The following is a 20,955-nucleotide window of genomic DNA, read 5'->3' as shown; positions in this document are numbered from 1 at the left end:
AAGTGGAGCGGGTGAAGGGAATCGAACCCTCGTCATCAGCTTGGAAGGCTGCTGCTCTACCATTGAGCTACACCCGCCGCCTGCCGCAGGGGGGATGGTGGAGGAGGTTGGATTCGAACCAACGTAGGCCAAGCCAACGGATTTACAGTCCGTCCCCTTTAACCACTCGGGCACTCCTCCGTTTCACCGCCCTGTCGCCGAAGCGCCCTGGATGGCTTCACGAAAACGCCCCGCGAAACAATCGCGAGGCCGCTCCCGTGGCGCGTGTTATGTAGAACCGGCATGGGGGTGTCAACACCCATTTATACCCTTTGGACACAAAAACGACGACCCTTCCGGCAGCGCTTTCTCCTTGCCGGAGGATCGCCCTGCGGATAATCGCAAGGATATGACCAGACCCGATACACCGGCCGGCCCAGCCGGCGCACAAGCCAGTCCCGAAGACAGCGGCGCCGAGCGCCCGGCACGCGCGCGCAGCAAGCCGCGGGGCGGCCCCGCAGGCGCGCAAAGGAACGAGCAGAAGGGCGGGGGAAAGGCCGACAGCGGCCGGTGGTCCAAGGGCGAGGCCAGGAAAGGCGGCCCCAGGCAGACGCCGCAGGGCGCTGCCCATGACGGCGCCGGTCGCCGGCCCTTTGCCAAGCCGCGCGCCCGCCACCCGCAGGGCGGCGAGGCCGCCGAGGGCCCCGTCCTGCTCTATGGTCTTCATACCATCGAGGCCGCCTTCCGCAATCCCGACCGCAGGCGCCACCGGCTGCTCGCGACCGAAAACGCCCAGCGCCGCCTGGCCGAGCGCGGTATCGCGTTCGACGTTCCCGTGGAAACCGTCAATCCGCGCCAGCTCGATCATCTGGTCGGGCGCGACGCGGTGCATCAGGGCGCCGTACTGGAAGCCGATCCCCTGCCCGCCTTCGGCGCGCGTGACCTCGCTAAGGCGCGGCTGGTGCTGGCGCTCGATCAAGTCACCGACCCGCACAATGTCGGCGCGATCCTGCGCTCCGCCGTGGCGCTTGCCGCCGATGCGGTGGTCACGACCGAACGGCACGCGCCCGAGGAAGGCCCCGTCCTGGCGAAGTCCGCCTCAGGCGCGCTCGACATGGTCCGCCATGTGCGCGTGAAGAACATGGCGCGCTTCGTCACCGAGATGCGCGAGGCAGGCTTCAAGACCATCGCCCTCGACAGCGAGGGCCCGGCACGTTTGGAAGAGACGGAACTGGGCGGCAAAGTGCTGCTGGTGCTCGGCTCCGAAGGCAAGGGCGTGCGCCAGGGCGTAAGGGAGGCCTGCGACGCGCTCGCCCGCCTCGACATGCCGGGCGCCATCGCCTCGCTCAACGTCTCCAACGCAGCGGTGCTGTCACTCTACATCGTCCGGCAGGCGCTGGAGCGCGCAGGCGCGATCCCCGCCGCCGGCGGCAAATAGAGACAGGGCCGACTGCATCGGGGATTTCGGCTGGAAACCGGCGCAAAAGCGGATGCGCGGCGCACGGAACCGTGCTACAGGGGCCGCGTTTGCCGGTATAGCTCAGTTGGTAGAGCACCTGATTTGTAATCAGGGGGTCGCGGGTTCGAATCCTGCTGCCGGCACCACCCACTCTCCCCGATGTTTTCCAGTCCGAACACGGCACGGTCCGCATCGCGGGTCGAACGGTTTTGCCCGGCCGCACCGCAGCCGGGCCGGCGGAGCGCCGCATGGCGCATACAGCAGCGAGAGGACAGCACATGAACCCGATCGGTTTCCCGGATCCCGCCTTCGTGTCACGCCAGACGGCCAGGATGCTGCTCGAGGTCAAGGCGGTCCACTTCCGTGCCGACGAGCCCTACAAGCTGACCTCCGGCCTTGCCAGCCCGGTCTATATCGACTGCCGCAAGCTGATTTCCTTCCCGCGCCTGCGCGCGACGCTGATGGATTTCGCCACCGCCACCATCCTGCGCAATGTCGGCTTCGAATCGCTCGACGCGGTCGCCGGCGGCGAGACGGCCGGCATTCCCTTCTCCGCCTGGATCGCCGAGCGCCTCGGCCTGCCGATGCAGTATGTGCGCAAGAAGCCCAAGGGCTTCGGTCGCGATGCGCAGATCGAAGGCGTGCTGAAGGAGGGTGACCGGGTGCTGTTGGTCGAGGACCTGACCACCGACGGCGGCAGCAAGGTCCGTTTCGCCGAGGCGCTGCGCAAGGCCGGCGCCCAGGTCGATCACGCCATCGTTCTGTTCTTCTACGACATCTTTCCGCAGACCTACGAAGCGATGGCCCGCAACGGCCTGACGCTGCACTATCTCGCCACCTGGCGCGACGTGCTCGCGGTTGCTCGCGACGAGAACCATTTCGACGAGAAGACCCTGGCCTCCGTCGAATCCTTCCTCAACGAGCCGCTGAAGTGGTCCGCCGCCCATGGCGGCATTTCCGAATTCTCGGTCTGAGGCGGCACCCGCCCCCTTTTCGCGCTTGTCTACCCCCCGCTCTCCAGCCGCCGCGCCAGGACCGGATGCTCCACCGGCTCCTTGGCACGGAAGGCATGGCGCCGGGCGATCTCCAGATAGGAGCGATAGACATAGCCGCCATTGCCAGCGCGAAACGCCGCGCGGTGACGGCGATAGAGGCCCGGCAGCCTGTACCAGGGCGCCGCCGGGAAGCGGTGATGCACCGCATGCAGCGAATTGAAGAGGAACAGGAAGGCGAGCGGCCCCCGGTCCTCGATGATCACCGTCCGGTGTCCGACCGCCTCCTCCGCCTGGTGTTCCAGGAACGTGCGCACGCATAGCAGCGACCAAGCGCCATAACAGGCGGCAATATAGACCGGCAGCGAAAAGCCGGGCAGCAGTCGCAGCAGCGCCAGCAATATGCCCACAAGCACCAGATGCTCGCCCCAGGCTCGCATTACGTCGCCGCGCCCCTTGCGCACCAGACGCCACTCTGCAATCGCAAAGCCGGTCATGCCGATGGCCGGCCCAATCAGCATCCGTCCCAGCAGCGTGTTGTTGAAGGCCAACACGGCGCGCCGCAGACGTCCGGCGGCATGCCAGTCGCGCGGGTGCAGATACCAGCTCTCGGGATCCTCGTAAGGGTCGGTCAGGCGCGGATCGTCGTGATGGGCGATATGCAGCGCCCGAAACCGCCAATAGGGAACGAAGAGCCCGAGCGGCAATCCGGCGAGCAGGGCGTTCAGACGCGGAGTGCGGAAGGGATGCCCATGCAGCAATTCGTGCTGCAGCGACGAGTGCAGCGTGATCACCGGCACCAGGCAAAGCCAGAAGAGCAGTTCCCAGCCGCTCCCTGTTGAAGCCGAAGCCGCTACGACAAGCCCTGCGAAGGCGGCATGAACACCGCCGACAAGCGCCAGCGTCGGCCACTCCAGAACGGCCCGCGACACAAGTTCGAGGTCCGCCGAGACGAGCGCGTCATGGTCCGCAAACCCCTCCGCAGCGGCGGTGCCACAACAGACGCCCTCTCCCGGCGGATCGCTCGTCGGCGCCACCAAGGGGAACTGTGTGGTCGGCAAGGCATCGAGATTGTTCATTTGGCCGAGGGTGCCAGACCCTCGGCCTGGAACAATGTGTCGTTATCCAACGATAAATGTGATTTCATCACGAAATGGAGAATGAGGTGTACATTCACACATGTGGCGCGAAGACACATAACTCTCCGCATTTTTCCGGGAGGAAGATCCACCGATGAAGGGCACCGACAAGCGCGAACTCGCAGCCGTCTTCCGCGAAAGGCTCGGCCTGCTCATGGCCCGGCGCGGCGAGCCTCCCAGCCGCTTCGCCGGCAGGGTCGGCCTCGACCGGTCGGCGCTCAGCCATTTCCTCGATGCCGCGTCCACCCGAATGCCGCGCGCCGAAGCCTTGTGCGACATCGCCCGTTCGGAGGGCGTCACCACCGACTGGCTGCTGGGGCTGACCCAGAGCGCCTCCGACGCCGCCGCCATCGCCCCAGCGCTCGAGATCGAACAGACGGACAACGGCCGAGGCGAGACTTTGCTGGCGACCTGGCACCAGCAGGCGGTCGGCTACAAGATCCGCTACGTTCCCGGCACCATTCCCGACCTACTGCGGACAGAAGCAGTGCTGGCATACGAATTCGGCTCGCCCGAAACCGCCAAAGCCGCGGCAAAGGCCGATCAGGGCCGCCGCCTCCTCGCCTATACGCGCCGACCGGAAACCGACATGGAGGTCTGCATGCCGCTGCAGACACTTGAGCAGCTCGCCCGGGGCAGCGGCATCTGGAGCGGCTTGGCGGACTCCGACCGTCGCGACCAGTTGCGCCACATGGCCCGGCTCACCGAAGAACTCTACCCGACCTTCCGCCTGTTCCTCTATGACGCGCGCAGCCGCTTCTCGCCGCCCTATACCGTGTTCGGTCCGCAGCGCGCCGCCCTCTATCTCGGCTCCCTGTATCTGGTGGTGAACTCCGTCGAGCACATCCGTGCCCTCACCCGCCATTTCGACATGCTGATCCGAGCAGCGACCATCGGTCCCGATCGTGCCGCCGGCCACCTGAGCAGCCTGTCCGCAAGCTGACGGGAGCTAGAGTCAGGACCGCGAATGTCACGTCTTCGTGAAATCAGACATCTTGAGATGCCAGCGGGAAAGCGCCGACACTTCCGGCGGGCGGCACGTTGCGCCGTACCCTGAGGGAGATCACGACATGTTCAAGTCCTGCCTTCGCATGGCAGCCATCCTCGTGCCGCTGTTGGCAACCACGTCGCTTGCCGCGGCCGATCCCATCGAGATCCGCCAGACCATGATGAAGTCTGTCGGTGCCGCCACCGGCGTGCTCGGCAAGATGGTCAAGGGCGAGATGCCCTATGACCCGGAACTCGCAAGCCTAGCGATGCGGGTCCTTTTCGTCACACCGGCCGGCTTCATCACCCAGTTTCCGGAAGGCGCCGATTCGCCGACCAGCGAGGCCGGGCCGAAGATCTGGGAAGACCGTGCCGGCTTCGAGAAGATCGCTCTCGACATGCAGACAGCCGCGATGGCCGCGATCCCGGCGGCCGGCGAGAGCCTCGATGCGCTGAAGCCCGCGTTCGGAGCGGTCGCCCAGAACTGCCGCGCCTGCCACGAGCCCTACCGCGTGAAGAAGAACTGATCTAACAAGGGCCTTGAACATGCTGGTTCGCGCCGGAGTCCCTGTTCCGCGCGCGGACCGGTTCTGCCGTCCGGCAGCCATTTGCACAACATGTTCCGGAGCAGCACATGACCCGCCGCACCTTCCGCCGCCTCCTCGGCGTGTTCCTGCTGCTGATCGCCGGTGGCCTGTATCTCACCCGGCCCGAGCGGGTCGATTCCGCCGCCGTTCCCGCGCACCAGCCGGATCTCGTCAATGGCGAGCGGATGTTCTGGGCCGGCGGCTGCGCGTCCTGCCACGCCGCGCCCGGCGCGAGCGGTGACGACAAGCTGGTGCTGGCCGGAGGCGTAGAGTTGAACACGCCCTTCGGCCTGTTCCGCGTGCCCAACATCTCGCCCTCGGAAGCCGGCATCGGCGGCTGGTCCGTCACCGACTTCCTGAACGCGATGATCCACGGCACCTCGCCGCAGGGCCTGCACTACTACCCGGCCTTTCCTTATGGCTCCTACCGCAACATGAAGGCGGAGGACCTCATCGACATGAAGGCCTATCTCGACACGCTGCCGGCCTCGGACAACCAGGTAGCGGACCACGATCTGGCCTTCCCCTTCTCCTGGCGCAGTGCGCTCGGAATGTGGAAACTGCTGTTCCTCGACACGAAAGCCCCGGCGCTCGCAGCCGATGCCGGAGCGGAGGCGGAACGCGGTGCTTACCTCGTGACCGGCGCCGGCCATTGTGCCGAATGTCACACGCCCCGCAATGTCCTCGGCGGGCTCGACACGGCCCGCTGGATGGCCGGTGGCCCCAACCCGGACGGCGAAGGAAGCATCCCCAACATCACCCCCTCGCAGCAGGGGATCGGGTCGTGGTCGGCAGCCGATATCGCCTATTATCTGGAAAGCGGCTTCACCCCGGACTTCGACAGCGTCGGCGGCAGCATGGCCTCGGTTCAGTCGAACTGGGCAAGGCTCCCGGCGGAGGACCGTGCGGCCGTTGGCGCCTATCTGAAAGCGATCGCGCCGATACCCGCCGGAGGCTCCTGACGCAAGGCGGTCGCCCAGTCAGGTGCCGTCAAACTCCTCGCTGCCCGTCTCCCTGCGGATCCATTCAAGGAAAGACGCGCTGCCTCCTTCCACGGGCAACAGCATCACCGCCGGCTCGTCATAGGGATGTGCCTGAACGACCGCCTCGATGGCCTCGCGTGCCCGCGACCGTGTCGTCTTGGCCAGGAACACCACCTCCTGGCCTTCCTCCAGCGTCCCCTGCCAGCGATAGACGGAGGTCATGCCCGGCCACATGTTGACGCAGGCCGCCAGCCCCTCGCCGACCAGCTTCCGGGCCGCCGCGCGGGCCGTGTCGGTGTCGGGAAAAGTCGCGTAGATCAACCGGATATCCATTTCGCCCTGCATCAAAAGACGGGTCCCCAAAATCGCCGGCCCGTGCTACGTGAGGAGCATGGATCGCCTGCCACAGACTATCGAAAAACTTGCCTTCGTCTCAAGTGAGACCGATGAGGCGGAGCGTGCCCGCGATCAGCTTCAGCGTCGCTATGGCGCACATGACCCCAAGCAGGCCGACGTCATCGTCGCGCTTGGCGGTGACGGCTTGATGTTGCAGACTCTTCACCGCTTCATGAACACCGGCAAGCCGATCTACGGACTCAATCGCGGCTCTGTCGGCTTCCTGATGAACGAATATGGCGACGACGACCTGCCGGAGCGGATCGCCCGCGCGGTGGTCAGCCGGATCCATCCGCTGGTGATGGAAGCCACCGACGCCTTTGGCCACATTCATTCCGCTCTGGCGATCAACGAGGTCTCCCTGCTCCGCCAGACCCATCAGGCCGCCAAGCTCCGCATTTCGGTCGATGACCGCGTGCGCATGGAAGAGCTCGTATGCGACGGCGTTCTGGTCGCAACGCCAGCCGGAAGCACTGCCTACAACCTGTCGGCGCATGGCCCGATCCTGCCCATCGACGCGCAGTTGCTGGCCCTGACGCCCATCAGCGCTTTCCGCCCCCGGCGCTGGCGCGGGGCACTCCTCCCGAATTATGTAAATGTCCGGATCAGCGTGCTGGAAGCGGCCAAGCGCCCCGTCAGCGCCGCGGCCGACTACACCGAGATCCGCAACGTCATCGAGGTCCGCGTGCGCGAGGAGAAGTCCTCGTCCAGTCTCGCCCTGTTCGATGCCGACCATAATTGGGACGAGCGTATCCTGTCGGAAATGTTCCGCTACTGACGCGGTCGCAAGCACACCTTGTTTCGCGAATAATTAAGTTCTGCGTGCAATCTTTCGAACGTTCCGAGATGGACTTCACGCTGGACCGAAACGGCAATGCAACTGCCTCATCTCGACCTCGGCCGGATCCGGGTCCTGATCGTCGACGACAACACCAACATGCGCAGGATCCTGCGGGCGATGGTGGCCGGCTTCGGCGTGAAGGCGATCTACGAGGCCGAAGACGGTGCGGCCGCGCTGGAGGAGATTTCCCGCAACGACCCCGACGTCGTCATTCTCGACTGGCTCATGCCGCTGGTCGACGGAAACGAGCTCACACGCCGCATCCGTGCCTCGCAAGCGCCCGGCTGTTTCGTCCCCATCATCGCGATCACCGCCCATACGCAGAAGCGTCGTGTCATCCAGGCCCGCGACAGCGGCGTGACCGAGGTGATGTGCAAGCCGGTGTCGGCACGCGGCCTCTATCTGCGGATCGCGAACTGCATTCTTAATCAGCGGGACTTCGTCCGGACGAAGGGCTTCTTCGGACCGGACCGGCGGCGTTTCCAGAACCCGAGTTTCCAGGGAGGCGAACGCCGCGGACGTCCGGCGGAAGACGGATACACTCTGGACGACCCTGCGGAACTCCCGCAAAGTCAGCCTTCGCGGGCGACCAAGGAATCGAAAACCGGATAAAGCCGCAAGTCCGCGGCAGCCTGTGCGGCAAGACCCTGTCGACGAGGACGCGGGCCAGGGCCTGCAGCGGGAGCGAAAGAAGATATGAGCAGCGACCCGAGCAAGCAGAATGATGGCTACGAACTCGTCAAGCCGCCGCGCGACTTGCGCGCCAAGGTTCGCGTCCTGAGCGAGCGCGAAGCCGCGCGCTTCGATCCGATCAAGTCGGCCGAGGCCGCTCTTGAGCGCCTGTCTCAGGATTTCGACACCTGGATGGCCGATGAAGTGGAGACGCTGGCGGAGGCCTGGGCCGACATCCAGAAGAACGGGATCAACGATCCGGAACGCCGCGACACCCTGTTTCGCGCCTCCCACGACATCAAGGGCCAGGCGAGCACCTTTGGCTATCCCCTTGTCGGAGCGGTCGCCGGAAACCTGTGCCACCTGATGGAACATCTCGAGGCGGAGAAGATCCCGCTCACGCTCGTCGCGCAGCATGTGGACGCGATCCGCGCCATGATCGCCGAGATCGGCCAGCAAGAGGACAATGCAACGGCCCGAGCGCTGGTCGAGCGGCTCGCCGACGTGACCTCCGACTATCTCGCCCGGCACGGCGACGGCGAGGAAGACTGACGCTTGCCGCGATTGCAGGCCCGCCTGCGGCCGCTCTCTCAGGCCGCAGCCAGCGTGCGGTCGACGAAGGCGCGGGCGGCCTCGCGGGCGATCTCCGAGGAAAAGCGGCGCAGCATCACCACGAGGTCGTCGGCCTCCACCCCATCCTGCGACTGGTAGCGCTCCAGAACCTCGGCAATCATCAGCCGTGCAACGGCCGGATTCGACGGGATGACCAGATCCGGGGAGATTTCGCGGGCAAGATCCCGCCACACGCCGACAGCAACCTGGATCAGCGGATGAGTGCGTGCAGGCAGGCCCGCCCGCGCAAGCAGAGCCCGAACCGCCAGCCCGCGGCCGGTCTCCAGCACCGTTTGCACGCGTTCCGCGCCCATGCCGGACAGGCGCGCCAGCGCCGCATTGAAAAGACGTAGGTTGCCCGTGCAGAGCGCTCGCAAGAGCAGCCCGGCGGTCAACTGTCCCGTTTCCAGCAAATGTCCGACCAGGGCCTCGGTGTCCTGCGGACCGGCCTGGCTCGCCAGCGTCACGGTCGCGCGTTCCCGCGCCTCCGCGACCACGGTCCGGGCACGCTCCTCCTTCAACCCCCTGCGAACCAGAGGGTGATCGCTCAAGAGGTCGCCCACCTGTTTCAGCAGCATCTGGCGGATCTCGATGGGAATGCCGGGACGGGCCATCAGCGCCTCGCGCAGAACCGCATCCTTGCCGTGCCGCTCCGCCAGCCGCACCAGGCTGAAGCGAGGGATCTCGGCCGTTTCGTTCTCGGCCAGCGCCTGACACGCCTGCAGCGAGCCGACCTCGGCAATCGCGGCGGCCACCTGCGCCGACAGATGGAAACGGCGCGCGACTGCCGCCGGCAGAGGGTCGGAAAACCCGCCGATGGCGTCGACCAGTTCCGCGTCGAGCAGCACCGGCGACCGCTCCAGAATGGGCAGGGCGACCTCCGGCAGATCACTCGCCAGCGCCAGCACCACTTCGCGGGGAGCCTGCTCGCTGCGCGACAGCGCCTCGGCCAATGCCCGCCGCACCTGCACCGCCGGATCGTCGAGCAGGATGATCATCGCCGCCTCGGCCGCGTCGCGGTCTTCCGAGGTCATCTGTGAGTGAAGATAGGCCCGCGCCAGTGCGCTTGTCGCCTCTGCCCGCCGAGCCACCGGCGCATCTGCCATCCAACGCAGAAACTGATGCACGATCATGATGCGTAGTCCCCTGGGTCGCGCCGCGTATCGCAGCGCAGGTCACCAGTCTGGGGCCAAAACGCTTAAAGCTTCGTTCACCATAAAACCTTCGTTCACCATGATCGGCAGCAGACGGAAACGCATAAGGGCGCGCGACCGATCAGGACCGCACGCCGCGCATGGCTTCACCGCTGCCGGCAGTTCACACCGGTGGCAGAAGCTCCTTCTGCGAGAAGGCTGGCCTGTAGTTGAGGAAGCCGGTCAGATCCATCGGCTGACCACGGACGAGGCTTGCCGTCCGCTGTCCCCCTGCCTCGGTCAAAATCCGGGACCGGCGCTCGGCATAGGCGTCGCTGGCGGAGGCCATTTCCAGACGGGCCGCGGCCCGCTCCAACGCTTCGGCCTGCCCCGCTTCCTGGGCAGCAAAGGCGGAGGTAAAGCGCGAGTCGAACGACACCCGGCGGGCCTCCATGCCATTGCGGAACAGCGCATGGAACGGCGAGGAAATGTCGTCGGTCGCCGACCATGCCGTCAGCACCCGACTGGTCGGATTGCCGTCCGCGCCGGACCTGTCCGTTCCTTGCGCGGGAGCATAGGCAAGCTCCGTCGCCCCTGCGGGCTTGGCTTCCGGCAGGCTGGCGACCATGGTGCCGCGCGCGCCCGGCAGGGCCGGCATCGGCCCGCCGTGCTTGGAGACCAGGTTGGCATAGACCTCGGACACGCTGCGCGCGCCGCTTCGGTCGTAGAAGATCGGCTTGTTGGCCTTCGCCTGGCGCGCGAACACCCGGTCGGCGGCGAGATCCGGTTGGCTCTGGGCCAGCGAGATCAGCTTGTGTGCACCGCCCGCGCCCAGGAAATGCGCGATGTAGAGTTCGCCCTCGCTCGGCGCCCGGCCGAGCTTCTCGCTCAGATAGGCAGCGTTCTTCTGGGTCAGTTCGCCCGCCATCATCGAGGAGATATGCGCGTCGTTGCGCAGGTTGAGAATCTTCTCGCGCATCGCCGGATCGGCCACCCGGTACTTGCCGCTGGCCGTCCGCTCGATCTGGTCGGCATATTGGCCAAGGCCATGGCGCCCGCCCGCCTCCTTGACCGTTTCCAGCCAGGTGCTTTCGATGAACTGGAAGAGGCCGGTCGCGCTGGATGTGCGCGCCCGCGCCGTCTCGACGAAGTTGGATTCCCGCTTCGCCGTCTTCACCAGATACTCGAAGGAGGTGCCGGTCGTCGTGCTGGCCGACTGGAACGCCTGCTCGATCCTCGACGCGATCGAGATCGGTTCGCCGACTTTCATGCTCCGCTCTCCTGCGTCACGCATGTCTTAGGATTTGATTAAGAGTCGCGACCATTTGGTTAACGGATGGTTAACATCCGCTAACGCCCGTTGCGAATTGCACTTTGTGTCTTTAATCCGGGAGCTTGATTCGTCGGAATAGCGGATCTGCCGGCGGTTACGCCGGCCGGCCTAAAGGGAGGAAACCATGCCGGGGCTGTATTACGAGGACTTCACCGTCGGTCACATCTTCACGCATTCGCTGACCCGCACGGTGACCGAGATGGACAACATGCTGTTCTCCAACATGACACTCAACCCCCAGCCGCTGCATATCGACAGGCATTTCTGCGAGACGCAGACAGAGTGGGGCCAGCCGCTCATGAACAGCCTCTTCACGCTCGGACTGATGATCGGCATCTCCGTCAATGATACGACGGTCGGCACGACCATCGGCAATCTCGGCATGACCGATGTCCGCTTCCCCCATCCCCTGTTCCAGGGCGACAGCATCCACTGCACCACGGAAGTCGTCGCCAAGCGCGAATCGAAGTCGCGTCCGGACGCCGGCATCGTCGAATTCGAACATAAGGCCTTCAACCAGAACGACGTGCTCGTTGCCAGTTGCCGGCGGCAGGCCTTCATGAAGAAGAAGGGGTGAGGACATGCGGTCCCTCCTCTTCGTTCCCGGCGACAGCGAGCGCAAGCTGGAGAAGTCGCTGACATGCGGCGCCGACGTGCTCCTGGTCGACCTGGAGGATTCCGTCGCCCTTGATGCCAAGCCGAGGGCGCGCGAAACCGCGGCTGCCTTCCTTGGCGCGGCGGGCCAGCACGCCGGGCGCCCTCGCCTCTATGTCCGCGTCAACGCGCTTGACACCGGCGAGACCGACGCGGATCTCGACGCGGTGATGCGCGCGGCACCCGATGGAATCATGCTGCCCAAGTCGATCTCCGGCATGGATGTGCAGCACCTTTGCGCCAAGCTTGCCGTCCATGAAGCGGAGCACGGGCTTGCCGACGGCGCCACCCGCATCATCGTGGTTGCCACGGAGACCGCCGCCTCCGTCTTCAATCTTGGCACCTATGCGGGAGCGAGTCCGCGCCTTGCCGGCCTGACCTGGGGCGCTGAAGATCTTTCGGCCGATCTCGGTTCGCTCGGCAACAGGACGGCGGACGGGCGCTATTCCGGCCCCTTCTGGCTCGCCCGCAACCTCTGCCTGTTCGGCGCCGTGGCGGCGGATGTCGCTCCGGTGGATACCGTCTTCACCAATTTCCGCGACATGGACGGCCTGCGCGCCGAGGCGCTGGAAGCCCTGAACGACGGCTTCACCGGCAAGATGGCGATCCATCCCGCCCAGGTGCCGGTGATCAACGAGGTCTTCACCCCCTCGCCTGACGAGATCGCCAAGGCCAGACGGATCTTCGAGGCTTTCGCCGCCGCCGGCAATCCCGGCGTCGTCGGCCTCGACGGCGAAATGCTCGACCGCCCGCACCTGCGGCGCGCTGAAAAGATCCTGGCCCGCGCGGGCAGCACGGCAGGGGACTGAAGACGAAAAAGGCCGGAGGGCGCATCCCCTCCGGCCGACTGTCCGATCGCTGTGGCGGCGGAGGCTCAGGCCTTGGGCCGACGCATCTGGAACACGCTGTCGACCACCGCATAGTCCATGTAGCCGAGGCGCGAGAGCGGCCGCGCCCTGGTCACGTCGAACAGGCCGTCGACCAGCATCGCCTCGTCGATATGCACCGCGACGACCTCGCCGAGCACCATCCAGTTGTTTGTCGGCGTGCCGTCATGAGCGGTCAGGCGGATCGTCTGCAAGTGCTTGCATTCGAGCGCCACTTTCGCCTCGGCGACGCGCGGAGCATCGACAAGCAGCGAGTCCTGCGGCGTCAGTCCAGCCTTGCCGAACTCCGACACGCCCCTGTCGAACGGTGCCGATGACGTGTTCATCGCGTCCTTCAGGTCTTCGGTGGCAAGATTGAACACAAACTCGCCGGTCTCGTCGATGTTGGCCACCGAATCCTTGTAGCCGGAGGACGAGAACATCACGATCGGCGGCGTATCGCAGACCGCGTTGAAAAAGCTGTAGGGCGCAAGGTTCAGCGATCCGTCCGCCGCCCGGCTGGAAATCCAGCCGATCGGCCGCGGTGCCACCAGCGCCTTGAACGGGTTGTGCGGCAGGCCATGCCCCTTGGCCACCTCATAGCTGTACATGCTCATGCCGCACTCCATTCACTGATCAGGTCGTCGAGATCCGGTCGCGGCCGTTCGCTCGGCGGCTGCGAGGGGGTGCCAAGGTGGATGAAGCCGGCGACCCGCTCCGTCTCGGCAAGGCCGAGCATGGCGGAGACGTCATCATCGAAAGCCATCCACTCGGTCAGCCACTGCGCGGCAAAGCCGCTGGCATGCGCCGCCAGCACCAGGTTCATGCACACGGCGCCGACGCACAATTGCTGCTCCCAGACCGGGATCTTGGGATGAACGGCAGCGCGGCTGATCACCGCGACCACCAGCGGCGCCCGGGTGAAGCGGGTCAGCTCCTGGTCGCGCCGTTCTGCCGAAAGCTCGCCCTCGCGCGCTTCCGCAAGCGGCAGCAGCCGCCGGCCGAGCTCGGCACGCGCGTCTCCCCGGATCAGGATGAAGCGCCAGGGCACCAGCTTGCCATGATCCGGCACGCGAGAGGCCGCCTGCAGGATCGACCGCAAGACGTCACCGTCCGGCGCAGGCTCGACCAGGGTCATGGCGGGGTGCGAGCGCCGTGTCAGCAGCAGGCGCAGGGTGTCGGATTGCTCCGTCGTCATCGTCAGCCTTTGGGTCAGCGCCGTCCGCAAAGGACGGCAGGGGATGGAAGGTGCACGCAAGGCGCTCTCGCTTCCATGACCTAGTCGGGTTTTCGCGCCTGTCAATCAGGCCAGAGCCTCCCGCGACAGATGACTTGAAATTGCCCCAGTTTTGGAGTGGAACCCGCAGAGGGAAATTTTTCCGATCGGTTTAGGTTCATGACAGGGGCAGGCATCCGGCAGATGCAGGTGATCAGGGTTTTCGCAATCGCGCTTTGCCTCATCGGAGTGACGCTCTCCCCGCTTCGGGCAGAGGAGGTCCTGGCACCGCCGGTCAAACCCGACAACCTCAATGCCCCTCAGGCAGATGCGGCCCCTCCCGTACTTGGCGACCTGCTCGGCGGCAACGCCGTCCCCGGATCCTCCACCCCCGTCGTCCCCTATGCCCCGGCGATCACTCCCGATACCGGTATGCCCGACCAGGGCACCGAATCGCCCGTCTACATGGTCGCCCGCCTGTCCGACGACGGACCGGCCCTGACCCAGGGCGTGACGTGGCGGGTCTATCGGCCGGCATTGAACCAGAACGGCCGGCTGGAACTCGTCGCAACCGCCAGGGGCGGCGATGCCGATTTCCGCCTGCCACCCGGCGAGTATTTCGTCCACACCGCTTATGGCTATGCCGGCCGCACCAGCCGCATCTCCGTGCGCAACGGCCTCACCAGCCAGACGGTGGTGCTGAATGCCGGCGGCATCAAGCTCGACGCCCAGTTCTCCGGCAACCAGCCGATCCGCACCGGCCGACTGGTGTTCGACATCTATGAGCGGGAATACAACAGCCGCGGCGAGCGCAAGGTTGTCGCCAGCAACATCAAGCCTGGAGACATCGTGCGGCTGAATGCCGACACCTATCACATCGTCAGCCGCTACGGCGCGGTCAACGCCACCGTGCGCGCCGACATCCGCGTCGAGCCCGGCAAGCTGACCGAGGCGACCGTCTTCCACAATGCGGCGCGTGTCACCCTGAAGCTGGTCAACCAGCCGGGCGGCGAGGCCATCGCCAACACCAACTGGTCTGTGCTGACGCCGGGTGGCGACACGGTGGTGGAAGGAACCGGCGCCTTCCCGGCCTTCGTCCTAGCCTCGGGCGAGTATCAGGTGATCGCCCGCAACGAGGACAAGCTGTACTCGCGCGAGTTCGAGGTGAAGACCGCCGCCCATGGCGAGGTCGAAGTCCTGACGAGTTCTCTGCTCAAGCAGTGATCCGACGCAGCCGGCGACGATCCGGCCTGACGCGCGGGCGCGGGACACTCGGCGCCATGGCGACGACGCGGGCCAGCAGATGCTCGGTCATCGCCTTCTGATCGCCGAAGGCCTCCAGTTCCTCATATGCGATCGGTGCGCCGACGCGCACCGGCAGGTCGCAGCCCATGATCCGTCGGAACTCCCGAATGTACATCGACAGCCGCAGTGTCAGAGAGACGCGCGAGACAAGGTGGAAGAGCGGCGAATTCTGGCCGTCGAAATAAAGCGGGATGACCGTCGCGCGGGCCGCGCGGATCATCTTGGCCGTGAAGGTCTTCCACGGCAGCTCCCGCGCACGCCCGAAGGGGCGCTGCGCCGTCGCGACCCCGCCTCCGGGAAACACCACGATCGTGACGCCTTCGGCAAGCAGGCGCAGCGCCTCCTTGCGGGTGCGCATGTTGGTCCTGAGCGCCTCCGCGGTTTCCTCGAAGTCGACCGGCAGCGCATAGGGCCGGATCTCCGGCGCCTTCAGGAGTTCGTTATTGATGAGAATGCGATAGGGACGCCCCAGCCGCTCGGCCAGGGACAGGATCGCGAGCCCGTCGCCGAGGCCATAGGGGTGATTGGCGATCATCACCAGCGGTCCCTCCGGCAGGTTTTCCGGCGGCCAGCTTCCCTCCTCCACCACCACATCGACGCCGATCAGCGCCAGCAGGTCGCTCCATTTGGTGGCCGACGTGGCGGCGATGGCATCGCGCCAGTAGCGATAGTAGCCAAGCAGATAATTGCGTCCCGAGAGCGTCTCGATCCCGCGGATCAGCGTGCGCTTGCCCCAGGAATGCGCCTCGTTGGCGTAGCTGAGTTCCGTTTCCCTCACCCCCGGCCCCTGAATTCATGCCTGCGCGGATCAAACCGTCATCTAGCCCGCCTTGCGTGACAGGATCGCGACGGCTCCGACCGCTTCTCGAAGAAAAAGAGCCGGCCAGGAGATCCCGGCCGGCTCATTCTGAATACGGCAGATGCCGTTTTCAGCTCCGCCGCAGATCCGGTGCCACCGCTTCCTCGACAAGCGCGGCGATCGCCGCGTCGAGGCCGGTGACTGACTGCTGCTGGGAGCCGAGCCGGCGAATGTTGACGGTGCGCTCTTCCGCCTCGCGCTTGCCGCACACGACGATGACCGGCACCTTGGCCAGCGAATGCTCGCGGACCTTGTAGTTGATCTTCTCGTTGCGCAGGTCGAGTTCAGCCCGCAGACCGGCCTTCCTCATCGCCGCCTGCACCTCGCTTGCATAGTCGTCGGCCTCAGAGGTGATGGTGGTGACGACCACCTGCTGCGGCGCCAGCCACAGCGGGAAGTGGCCTGCGAAGTTCTCGATCAGGATGCCGAGGAAGCGCTCCATCGAACCGCAGATGGCGCGATGGATCATCACCGGGGTCTTCTTCTCGCCGTCCCGATCGACATAGAAGGCGCCGAAGCGCTCCGGCAGGTTGAAGTCCACCTGGGTGGTGCCGCACTGCCAATCCCGGCCGATGGCGTCCTTGAGCGTGTATTCGAACTTCGGGCCGTAGAACGCGCCTTCGCCCGGCAGAATGCCGGTCTTGATGCGCCCGCCGGACTGCTCCTCGATCTGCTTGAGCACCCGGGTCATCACCTCTTCGGCATGGTCCCAAAGCTCGTCCGAGCCGACGCGCTTTTCCGGCCGGGTCGACAGCTTCACGACGATTTCGTTGAAGCCGAAATCCTCGTAGACCGAGAGGATCAGGTCGTTGATCTTCAGGCACTCGGCCGCCATCTGCTCCTCGGTGCAGAAGATATGGGCGTCGTCCTGGGTGAAGCCGCGCACACGCATCAACCCGTGCATGGCGCCCGAGGGCTCATAGCGATGCACCGCACCGAACTCGGCCAGCCGCAGCGGCAGGTCGCGATAGCTCTTCAGCCCGTGCTTGAAGATCTGCACGTGGCCCGGGCAGTTCATCGGCTTCAGCGCGAAGAGGCGCGTGTCCTCCGCCTCCGGGTCGGCGCACTGCACGGAGAACATGTTCTCCTTGTACCAGCCCCAGTGACCGGAGGTCTCCCACAGCGAGGTATCGAGGATCTGCGGAGCGTTGACCTCGTCGTAATCCTCGTCGAGGCGCCGGCGCATATAGGCGACGAGACTCTGGAACAGGCTCCAGCCCTTGGCATGCCAGAACACGACGCCCGGCCCCTCTTCCTGGAAGTGGAACAGATCCATCTCCCGGCCGAGCTTGCGGTGGTCGCGCTTCTCCGCCTCCTCCAGCATGTGGAGATAGGCCTTGAGCTCGGCCTCGTTCGCCCAGGCAGTGCCGTAGATGCGGGTCAGCATCTCGTTGTTGCTGTCGCCGCGCCAATAGGCGCCGGCCACCTTCATCAGCTTGAAGGCATCGCCCACCTGACGGGTCGAGGCCATGTGCGGCCCCCGGCACAGGTCGAGCCAGTCGCCCTGGCGATAGATCTTCACGTCCTGGTCGGCCGGAATCGCATCCACCAGTTCGACCTTGTAGGTCTCGCCCTTCGCCAGAAAATGGCGCTTCGCCTCGTCGCGCGACCACACCTCGCGGGTGAACGCATCGCCCCGCTGGATGATCTCGCGCATCTTCTTCTCGATGACCGGCAGGTCGTCGGGGGTGAAGGGCTCGTCGCGCTTGAAGTCGTAGTAGAAGCCGTTCTCGATCACCGGACCGATGGTCACCTGCGTCCCCGGCCACAGTTCCTGCACCGCCTCGGCCATCACATGGGCGGCGTCGTGGCGGATCAGTTCCAGCGCACGCGGGTCCTCGCGGGTGACGATCTCCAGCCGGGCGTCGCGCTCGATCGGCAGCGACAGGTCGGCAAGTTCGCCGTCCAGCGTCACCGCGACGGCCTTCTTGGCGAGCGACTTGGAAATGCCGGCAGCGATCTCCGCGCCGGTCACGCCGGGCGAAAAGTCGCGAACCGAATTGTCGGGGAAGGTCAGATGGATCATGTCTGTCTCCGGCTCACTCCTGCAAACAGGGCAGGTAAGCGTTGATGGTCGGGCGCGCGAGGCAGGCGCGAACCGCGCTCCATTTAGGTGATTTGGGCGAAAGGGGCAACCTGCGGAACAATCAGGCCGCGCAAGGCTGCTACCGCGCCTCGATCCGGCGAACGAACCAGCGCACCAGCCGCTCCCAGACCGCGTCCTTTTCCATCGAGTCCTCAACCCCGTGATCGAGGTTGGGATTGTCGTTGACCTCGATGACGACGACCCGGTCGCCGAACGACTTCAGGTCGACGCCGTAGAGCCCGTCGCCGATCAGGCGGGCCGCACGCACCGCCGTCTCCACCACCGCCGGCGGCGTCTCGGCGAGCGAGATGGAGCGGAAGCTGCCCTCCTTCGCCTGCTTGCCGTCCTCATGCTTGACGATCTGCCAGTGCTTCTTGGCCATCAGGTACTGCACGGCGAAGAGCGGCTCGCCGTCGAGCACGCCGATGCGCCAGTCGAAGTCGGTCGGACAGTATTCCTGCGCGATGATGATGTCGCTGTCGTCCAGCAGTTCCTTGAGCTTTTCGGTGATCGCCGCCTCGCCGGCCACGCGGAACACGCCGCGGCTGAACGACCCGTCCGGGATTTTCAGCACCACCGGAGACCCGAGGCGCGTTTCCAGCCCGATGGCTTCCTTGGCGCTGGACAGAACCGCCGTCTTCGGGATCGGGATGCCGTGCGTTTCCATGAGCTCGGCAAGATAGACCTTGTTGGTGCAACGGATCATCGACACCGGGTCATCGATCACCGGCATGCGCTCCTGCGCCGCCCGGCGGGCGAAGCGGTAGGTGTGGTTGTCGATATTCGTCGTCTCGCGGATGAACAGCGCGTCGTATTGCGCCAGCCGGTCCAGGTCTCCCTTGCCGATCGGCACGATCTCCACACCCTGGCGCGCCGCGACCTTGGCCAGATGGCGCAGCGACTCCTGGCTGGAAGGCGGCAGATCCTCCTTCGGATTGGCGAGCACGGCGAGCGAATACTTCATCGGCAGGCGTTGCTTGGGGGCCCGCCAGGCGCGATGCGTGTAGCGCTCCAGGCTGGCGTTCAGGAAGCTGCGCGCCGACGCGTCGAGGTCCGAGATAGGCACCACCCGGATGCGGGTGATCGCCCGCCAATTCTCCTTGCCGAGACTCACCTCCAGGATCGGCGCCCGGTACCAGTCGAAGAGCAGACGCGCGAAAGGCTCCAGCGCCGCGATCTCGGTCTGCCCGAGGCAGACAAGCAGCTTGTCGCCGGCGCCTTCCGCCTTGGCGAGGCAGCGATTGAGGCTATCCTCCAGCTCGGGCAGCGCGTGGCGATAGAGCCCCTTGCGCGATAGCTCGATCATCGTCTCGACATTCGGCAGCACCCGGTGCTGCCGTGCCTCGGCCAGCAGCGAGGCATAGTAGCCCGCGCCCTGATAGGCGAAGGACCGCGACAGATTGATGATGTTCGGGTTGGTTCCGGTAAAGAGCTTCGGGCGCAGCATGTAGTCGCGCACGCTCATCACCTTGTGGGGTGTGTCGGCGTTGGAGAAGTCCTTCGGATTGTCGACGAGAACGACCCATGTGGCCATCGGTCTCAGCCCTTTCTCAAGATGATCTGCGCGCGCACCGGCGGCTTGCCCCAACGGGCCATGCGGTCGAATTCGGCATCCGGCACCGGCAGGTTCGAGGCGTCCTGCGGCGTCTCGTAGCCCTCGTAGCCGAGCCATGGATCGTGGATGAAGAGATGGCGGGCATCCTCGCCCTGCACCAGCACCCAATGAGGACCGCGCCGGCCGAGCATGCGGTATTCGGAGATGAGCACGATGGCGAGCGCGCCGGCGCGCAGCTCCTCCGCCAGCGAACGGGCCGGCAACTGCTCCTCCATCACCGGAATGCCGAGCCTCCGCGCCTCGGCACGGTAGTCGTCCTGCACGATCTGCATCACCCGCTGCTTGTCGGGATCGCGCACGGATGAGATGAACAGATGCCCCGGCGGCGACAGGCGCACCTCGGCGGAAAGCCCGCGGTTTGCAGCCGCGACCGCAAGACCGAACGGCCCGCAGCCGCCATGGCCGGAGGCAAGATAGATGGTCGTCGATTCCCGCCAGAGCCGCAGTTCGAGCCTTTCGCTCAGGTCAGCCGCCGGGTCGAAATGCTTGAGCGCCATCATCAGGCAGGCGGGCCCGCAGGTGAACTCGGTCGTCTGCGCATAGTAGGCCACGGCCGAAGGCGGGGCGGCCTCGTCATGCAGCAGCTTCTCCATCCGCAGCGCGGCGGTGCCATCCTCGTAATAGTCGGCAACCCGTCCGTGCACGCGGTATCCGGCTTTTGCGTAAAGTCCGCGGGCGGTGGCGTTGTCCTCGCGCACTTCCAGCCGCAACACGATGCGGTCACGTGCGAAGGCATCGGCCTCGGCCGCCGCCAGCAGCGCACGCCCCCATCCCCGGCCACGCACCTCCCTGCGCAGGGCAAAGGAATAGAGCCGCGCCAGCGCCGTCCCGGATCGGAACAGCAGCAAGGCGTAGCCGATGATCCGCCCCTTGCTCTCCGCAATCACGAAGGAGGCGCCCGTACTCTCCAGGAACCGGCGGAAGGAACGCCGCGAGATCCGATCCTGCGTGAAGCAAGCCTCCTCGGTCTCGACCAGGCCCGCAAGGTCAAGGGCGGTGGCGGCGCGCAGCACTGTCCCGGCGCCGCCGGGCCAAGGTTCCGGGTCGGTTTCGGGCGCGGCTTCGCGGCCCGTCACGGGCATGGCTGCGGAATCAGCTTCAGGAGTGTTCAAATCCGGGTCTCCCGGGAAGTCTTCAGGATCGCTCACCGGTCGCCGCCTGTTTGTCGATGGCGCTGTACCAATGATGCCCCGAAAGCCCTCTATCTCCAAATTCGTCCTGCGTCTTCAACGGCTTTCGCA

The 20,955-nt window shown here is 65.7% G+C and carries 21 protein-coding genes and 3 tRNA genes; 12 read left to right on the top strand and 12 right to left on the bottom strand.

The window, feature by feature from the left end; translation table 11 throughout:
* Positions 1-3 precede the first annotated feature (3 nt).
* A tRNA-Gly gene (locus TSB10GB4_RS14405) sits at positions 4-77 on the bottom strand.
* A gap of 18 nt (positions 78-95) precedes the next feature.
* Positions 96-180, bottom strand: a tRNA-Tyr gene (locus tag TSB10GB4_RS14400).
* A gap of 208 nt (positions 181-388) precedes the next feature.
* Here TSB10GB4_RS14400 and TSB10GB4_RS14395 point away from each other — a divergent pair.
* From TSB10GB4_RS14395 to TSB10GB4_RS14385, 3 genes are all read left to right on the top strand, one after another.
* Entirely contained in the window at positions 389-1,417 is a 1,029-nt protein-coding gene (locus TSB10GB4_RS14395) for an RNA methyltransferase (protein WP_186396288.1), read from the top strand.
* 91 nt (positions 1,418-1,508) lie between these two features.
* Positions 1,509-1,584 (top strand) — tRNA-Thr (locus TSB10GB4_RS14390).
* A gap of 102 nt (positions 1,585-1,686) precedes the next feature.
* On the top strand, positions 1,687-2,412 hold the full coding sequence (locus TSB10GB4_RS14385) for an orotate phosphoribosyltransferase (RefSeq protein ID WP_371328910.1): 726 nt from the start codon (positions 1,687-1,689) through the stop codon (positions 2,410-2,412).
* 29 nt (positions 2,413-2,441) lie between these two features.
* Here TSB10GB4_RS14385 and TSB10GB4_RS14380 read toward each other — a convergent pair whose 3' ends face one another.
* Positions 2,442-3,509: a fatty acid desaturase gene (locus tag TSB10GB4_RS14380; protein ID WP_186396287.1), complete on the bottom strand. Its 1,068-nt coding sequence runs from the start codon at positions 3,507-3,509 to the stop codon at positions 2,442-2,444.
* A gap of 154 nt (positions 3,510-3,663) precedes the next feature.
* Between TSB10GB4_RS14380 and TSB10GB4_RS14375 the strand changes: the two genes are divergently transcribed.
* The 3 genes from TSB10GB4_RS14375 (at position 3,664) to TSB10GB4_RS14365 (ending at position 6,105) form a co-directional block, all read left to right on the top strand.
* Positions 3,664-4,512, top strand: a complete 849-nt coding sequence (locus TSB10GB4_RS14375; protein ID WP_186386435.1) for a transcriptional regulator — start codon at positions 3,664-3,666, stop codon at positions 4,510-4,512.
* A gap of 127 nt (positions 4,513-4,639) precedes the next feature.
* Positions 4,640-5,083 carry a cytochrome c gene (locus TSB10GB4_RS14370; RefSeq protein WP_186386434.1) on the top strand — a complete coding sequence of 148 codons (444 nt, stop codon included), beginning with the start codon at positions 4,640-4,642 and terminating at the stop codon, positions 5,081-5,083.
* Positions 5,084-5,190: 107 nt separating this feature from the next.
* Positions 5,191-6,105, top strand: a complete 915-nt coding sequence (locus TSB10GB4_RS14365) for a cytochrome c (RefSeq protein ID WP_186386433.1) — start codon at positions 5,191-5,193, stop codon at positions 6,103-6,105.
* 18 nt (positions 6,106-6,123) lie between these two features.
* Here the strand turns inward: TSB10GB4_RS14365 and cutA are convergent, their stop codons facing one another.
* Positions 6,124-6,447, bottom strand: coding sequence for a divalent-cation tolerance protein CutA (gene cutA / locus TSB10GB4_RS14360; RefSeq protein WP_244292942.1), 324 nt, complete (start codon positions 6,445-6,447; stop codon positions 6,124-6,126).
* Positions 6,448-6,517: 70 nt separating this feature from the next.
* Here cutA and TSB10GB4_RS14355 point away from each other — a divergent pair, with 70 nt between their 5' ends.
* From TSB10GB4_RS14355 to TSB10GB4_RS14345, 3 genes are all read left to right on the top strand, one after another.
* Complete coding sequence (locus TSB10GB4_RS14355) at positions 6,518-7,300, top strand: NAD kinase (protein ID WP_186386431.1); 783 nt, start codon at positions 6,518-6,520, stop codon at positions 7,298-7,300.
* A gap of 96 nt (positions 7,301-7,396) precedes the next feature.
* On the top strand, positions 7,397-7,975 hold the full coding sequence (locus tag TSB10GB4_RS14350) for a response regulator (RefSeq protein ID WP_244292940.1): 579 nt from the start codon (positions 7,397-7,399) through the stop codon (positions 7,973-7,975).
* Positions 7,976-8,059: 84 nt separating this feature from the next.
* The gene (locus tag TSB10GB4_RS14345) at positions 8,060-8,587 is read left to right on the top strand and encodes an Hpt domain-containing protein (RefSeq protein ID WP_186386430.1); all 528 of its coding nucleotides are present in this window, start codon (positions 8,060-8,062) and stop codon (positions 8,585-8,587) included.
* 38 nt (positions 8,588-8,625) lie between these two features.
* Here TSB10GB4_RS14345 and TSB10GB4_RS14340 read toward each other — a convergent pair whose 3' ends face one another.
* The gene (locus tag TSB10GB4_RS14340; RefSeq protein ID WP_186396286.1) at positions 8,626-9,681 is read right to left on the bottom strand and encodes a DUF2336 domain-containing protein; all 1,056 of its coding nucleotides are present in this window, start codon (positions 9,679-9,681) and stop codon (positions 8,626-8,628) included.
* A 283-nt stretch (positions 9,682-9,964) separates the two neighbouring features.
* Positions 9,965-11,050: a lytic transglycosylase domain-containing protein gene (locus TSB10GB4_RS14335; protein ID WP_186396285.1), complete on the bottom strand. Its 1,086-nt coding sequence runs from the start codon at positions 11,048-11,050 to the stop codon at positions 9,965-9,967.
* Positions 11,051-11,237: 187 nt separating this feature from the next.
* Here TSB10GB4_RS14335 and TSB10GB4_RS14330 point away from each other — a divergent pair, with 187 nt between their 5' ends.
* Together TSB10GB4_RS14330 and TSB10GB4_RS14325 are read left to right on the top strand one after the other, a co-directional pair.
* Positions 11,238-11,690: a MaoC family dehydratase gene (locus TSB10GB4_RS14330; protein ID WP_186386427.1), complete on the top strand. Its 453-nt coding sequence runs from the start codon at positions 11,238-11,240 to the stop codon at positions 11,688-11,690.
* A 4-nt stretch (positions 11,691-11,694) separates the two neighbouring features.
* Positions 11,695-12,576, top strand: coding sequence for a CoA ester lyase (locus TSB10GB4_RS14325; RefSeq protein ID WP_186396284.1), 882 nt, complete (start codon positions 11,695-11,697; stop codon positions 12,574-12,576).
* Between the two features lie 65 nt (positions 12,577-12,641).
* Here the strand turns inward: TSB10GB4_RS14325 and TSB10GB4_RS14320 are convergent, their stop codons facing one another.
* Positions 12,642-13,244: a flavin reductase family protein gene (locus TSB10GB4_RS14320; RefSeq protein ID WP_186386521.1), complete on the bottom strand. Its 603-nt coding sequence runs from the start codon at positions 13,242-13,244 to the stop codon at positions 12,642-12,644.
* 2 nt (positions 13,245-13,246) lie between these two features.
* Complete coding sequence (locus TSB10GB4_RS14315) at positions 13,247-13,831, bottom strand: nitroreductase (protein ID WP_186396283.1); 585 nt, start codon at positions 13,829-13,831, stop codon at positions 13,247-13,249.
* A 222-nt stretch (positions 13,832-14,053) separates the two neighbouring features.
* Between TSB10GB4_RS14315 and TSB10GB4_RS14310 the strand changes: the two genes are divergently transcribed.
* Positions 14,054-15,073 (top strand): hypothetical protein, encoded by a 1,020-nt coding sequence (locus TSB10GB4_RS14310; RefSeq protein ID WP_208984807.1) that lies wholly within the window; start codon positions 14,054-14,056, stop codon positions 15,071-15,073.
* On the opposite strand, the gene TSB10GB4_RS14305 is transcribed toward TSB10GB4_RS14310, so the two are convergent.
* The 4 genes from TSB10GB4_RS14305 to TSB10GB4_RS14290 form a co-directional block, all read right to left on the bottom strand.
* Entirely contained in the window at positions 15,063-15,932 is an 870-nt protein-coding gene (locus tag TSB10GB4_RS14305; RefSeq protein WP_186386423.1) for a lysophospholipid acyltransferase family protein, read from the bottom strand. The genes TSB10GB4_RS14310 and TSB10GB4_RS14305 overlap by 11 nt on opposite strands.
* A gap of 151 nt (positions 15,933-16,083) precedes the next feature.
* Positions 16,084-18,039 carry a threonine--tRNA ligase gene (gene thrS / locus TSB10GB4_RS14300; protein WP_186396281.1) on the bottom strand — a complete coding sequence of 652 codons (1,956 nt, stop codon included), beginning with the start codon at positions 18,037-18,039 and terminating at the stop codon, positions 16,084-16,086.
* 139 nt (positions 18,040-18,178) lie between these two features.
* Positions 18,179-19,633, bottom strand: a complete 1,455-nt coding sequence (locus TSB10GB4_RS14295) for a RimK family protein (RefSeq protein WP_186396280.1) — start codon at positions 19,631-19,633, stop codon at positions 18,179-18,181.
* 5 nt (positions 19,634-19,638) lie between these two features.
* Positions 19,639-20,790 (bottom strand): GNAT family N-acetyltransferase/peptidase C39 family protein, encoded by a 1,152-nt coding sequence (locus TSB10GB4_RS14290; protein WP_244570917.1) that lies wholly within the window; start codon positions 20,788-20,790, stop codon positions 19,639-19,641.
* Positions 20,791-20,955 lie beyond the last annotated feature (165 nt).

Origin of the sequence: Stappia sp. TSB10GB4 (genome assembly GCF_900185745.1) — a bacterium.
Taxonomy (GTDB): domain Bacteria; phylum Pseudomonadota; class Alphaproteobacteria; order Rhizobiales; family Stappiaceae; genus Stappia.
This window is presented reverse-complemented; position numbering and strand designations above follow the sequence as displayed.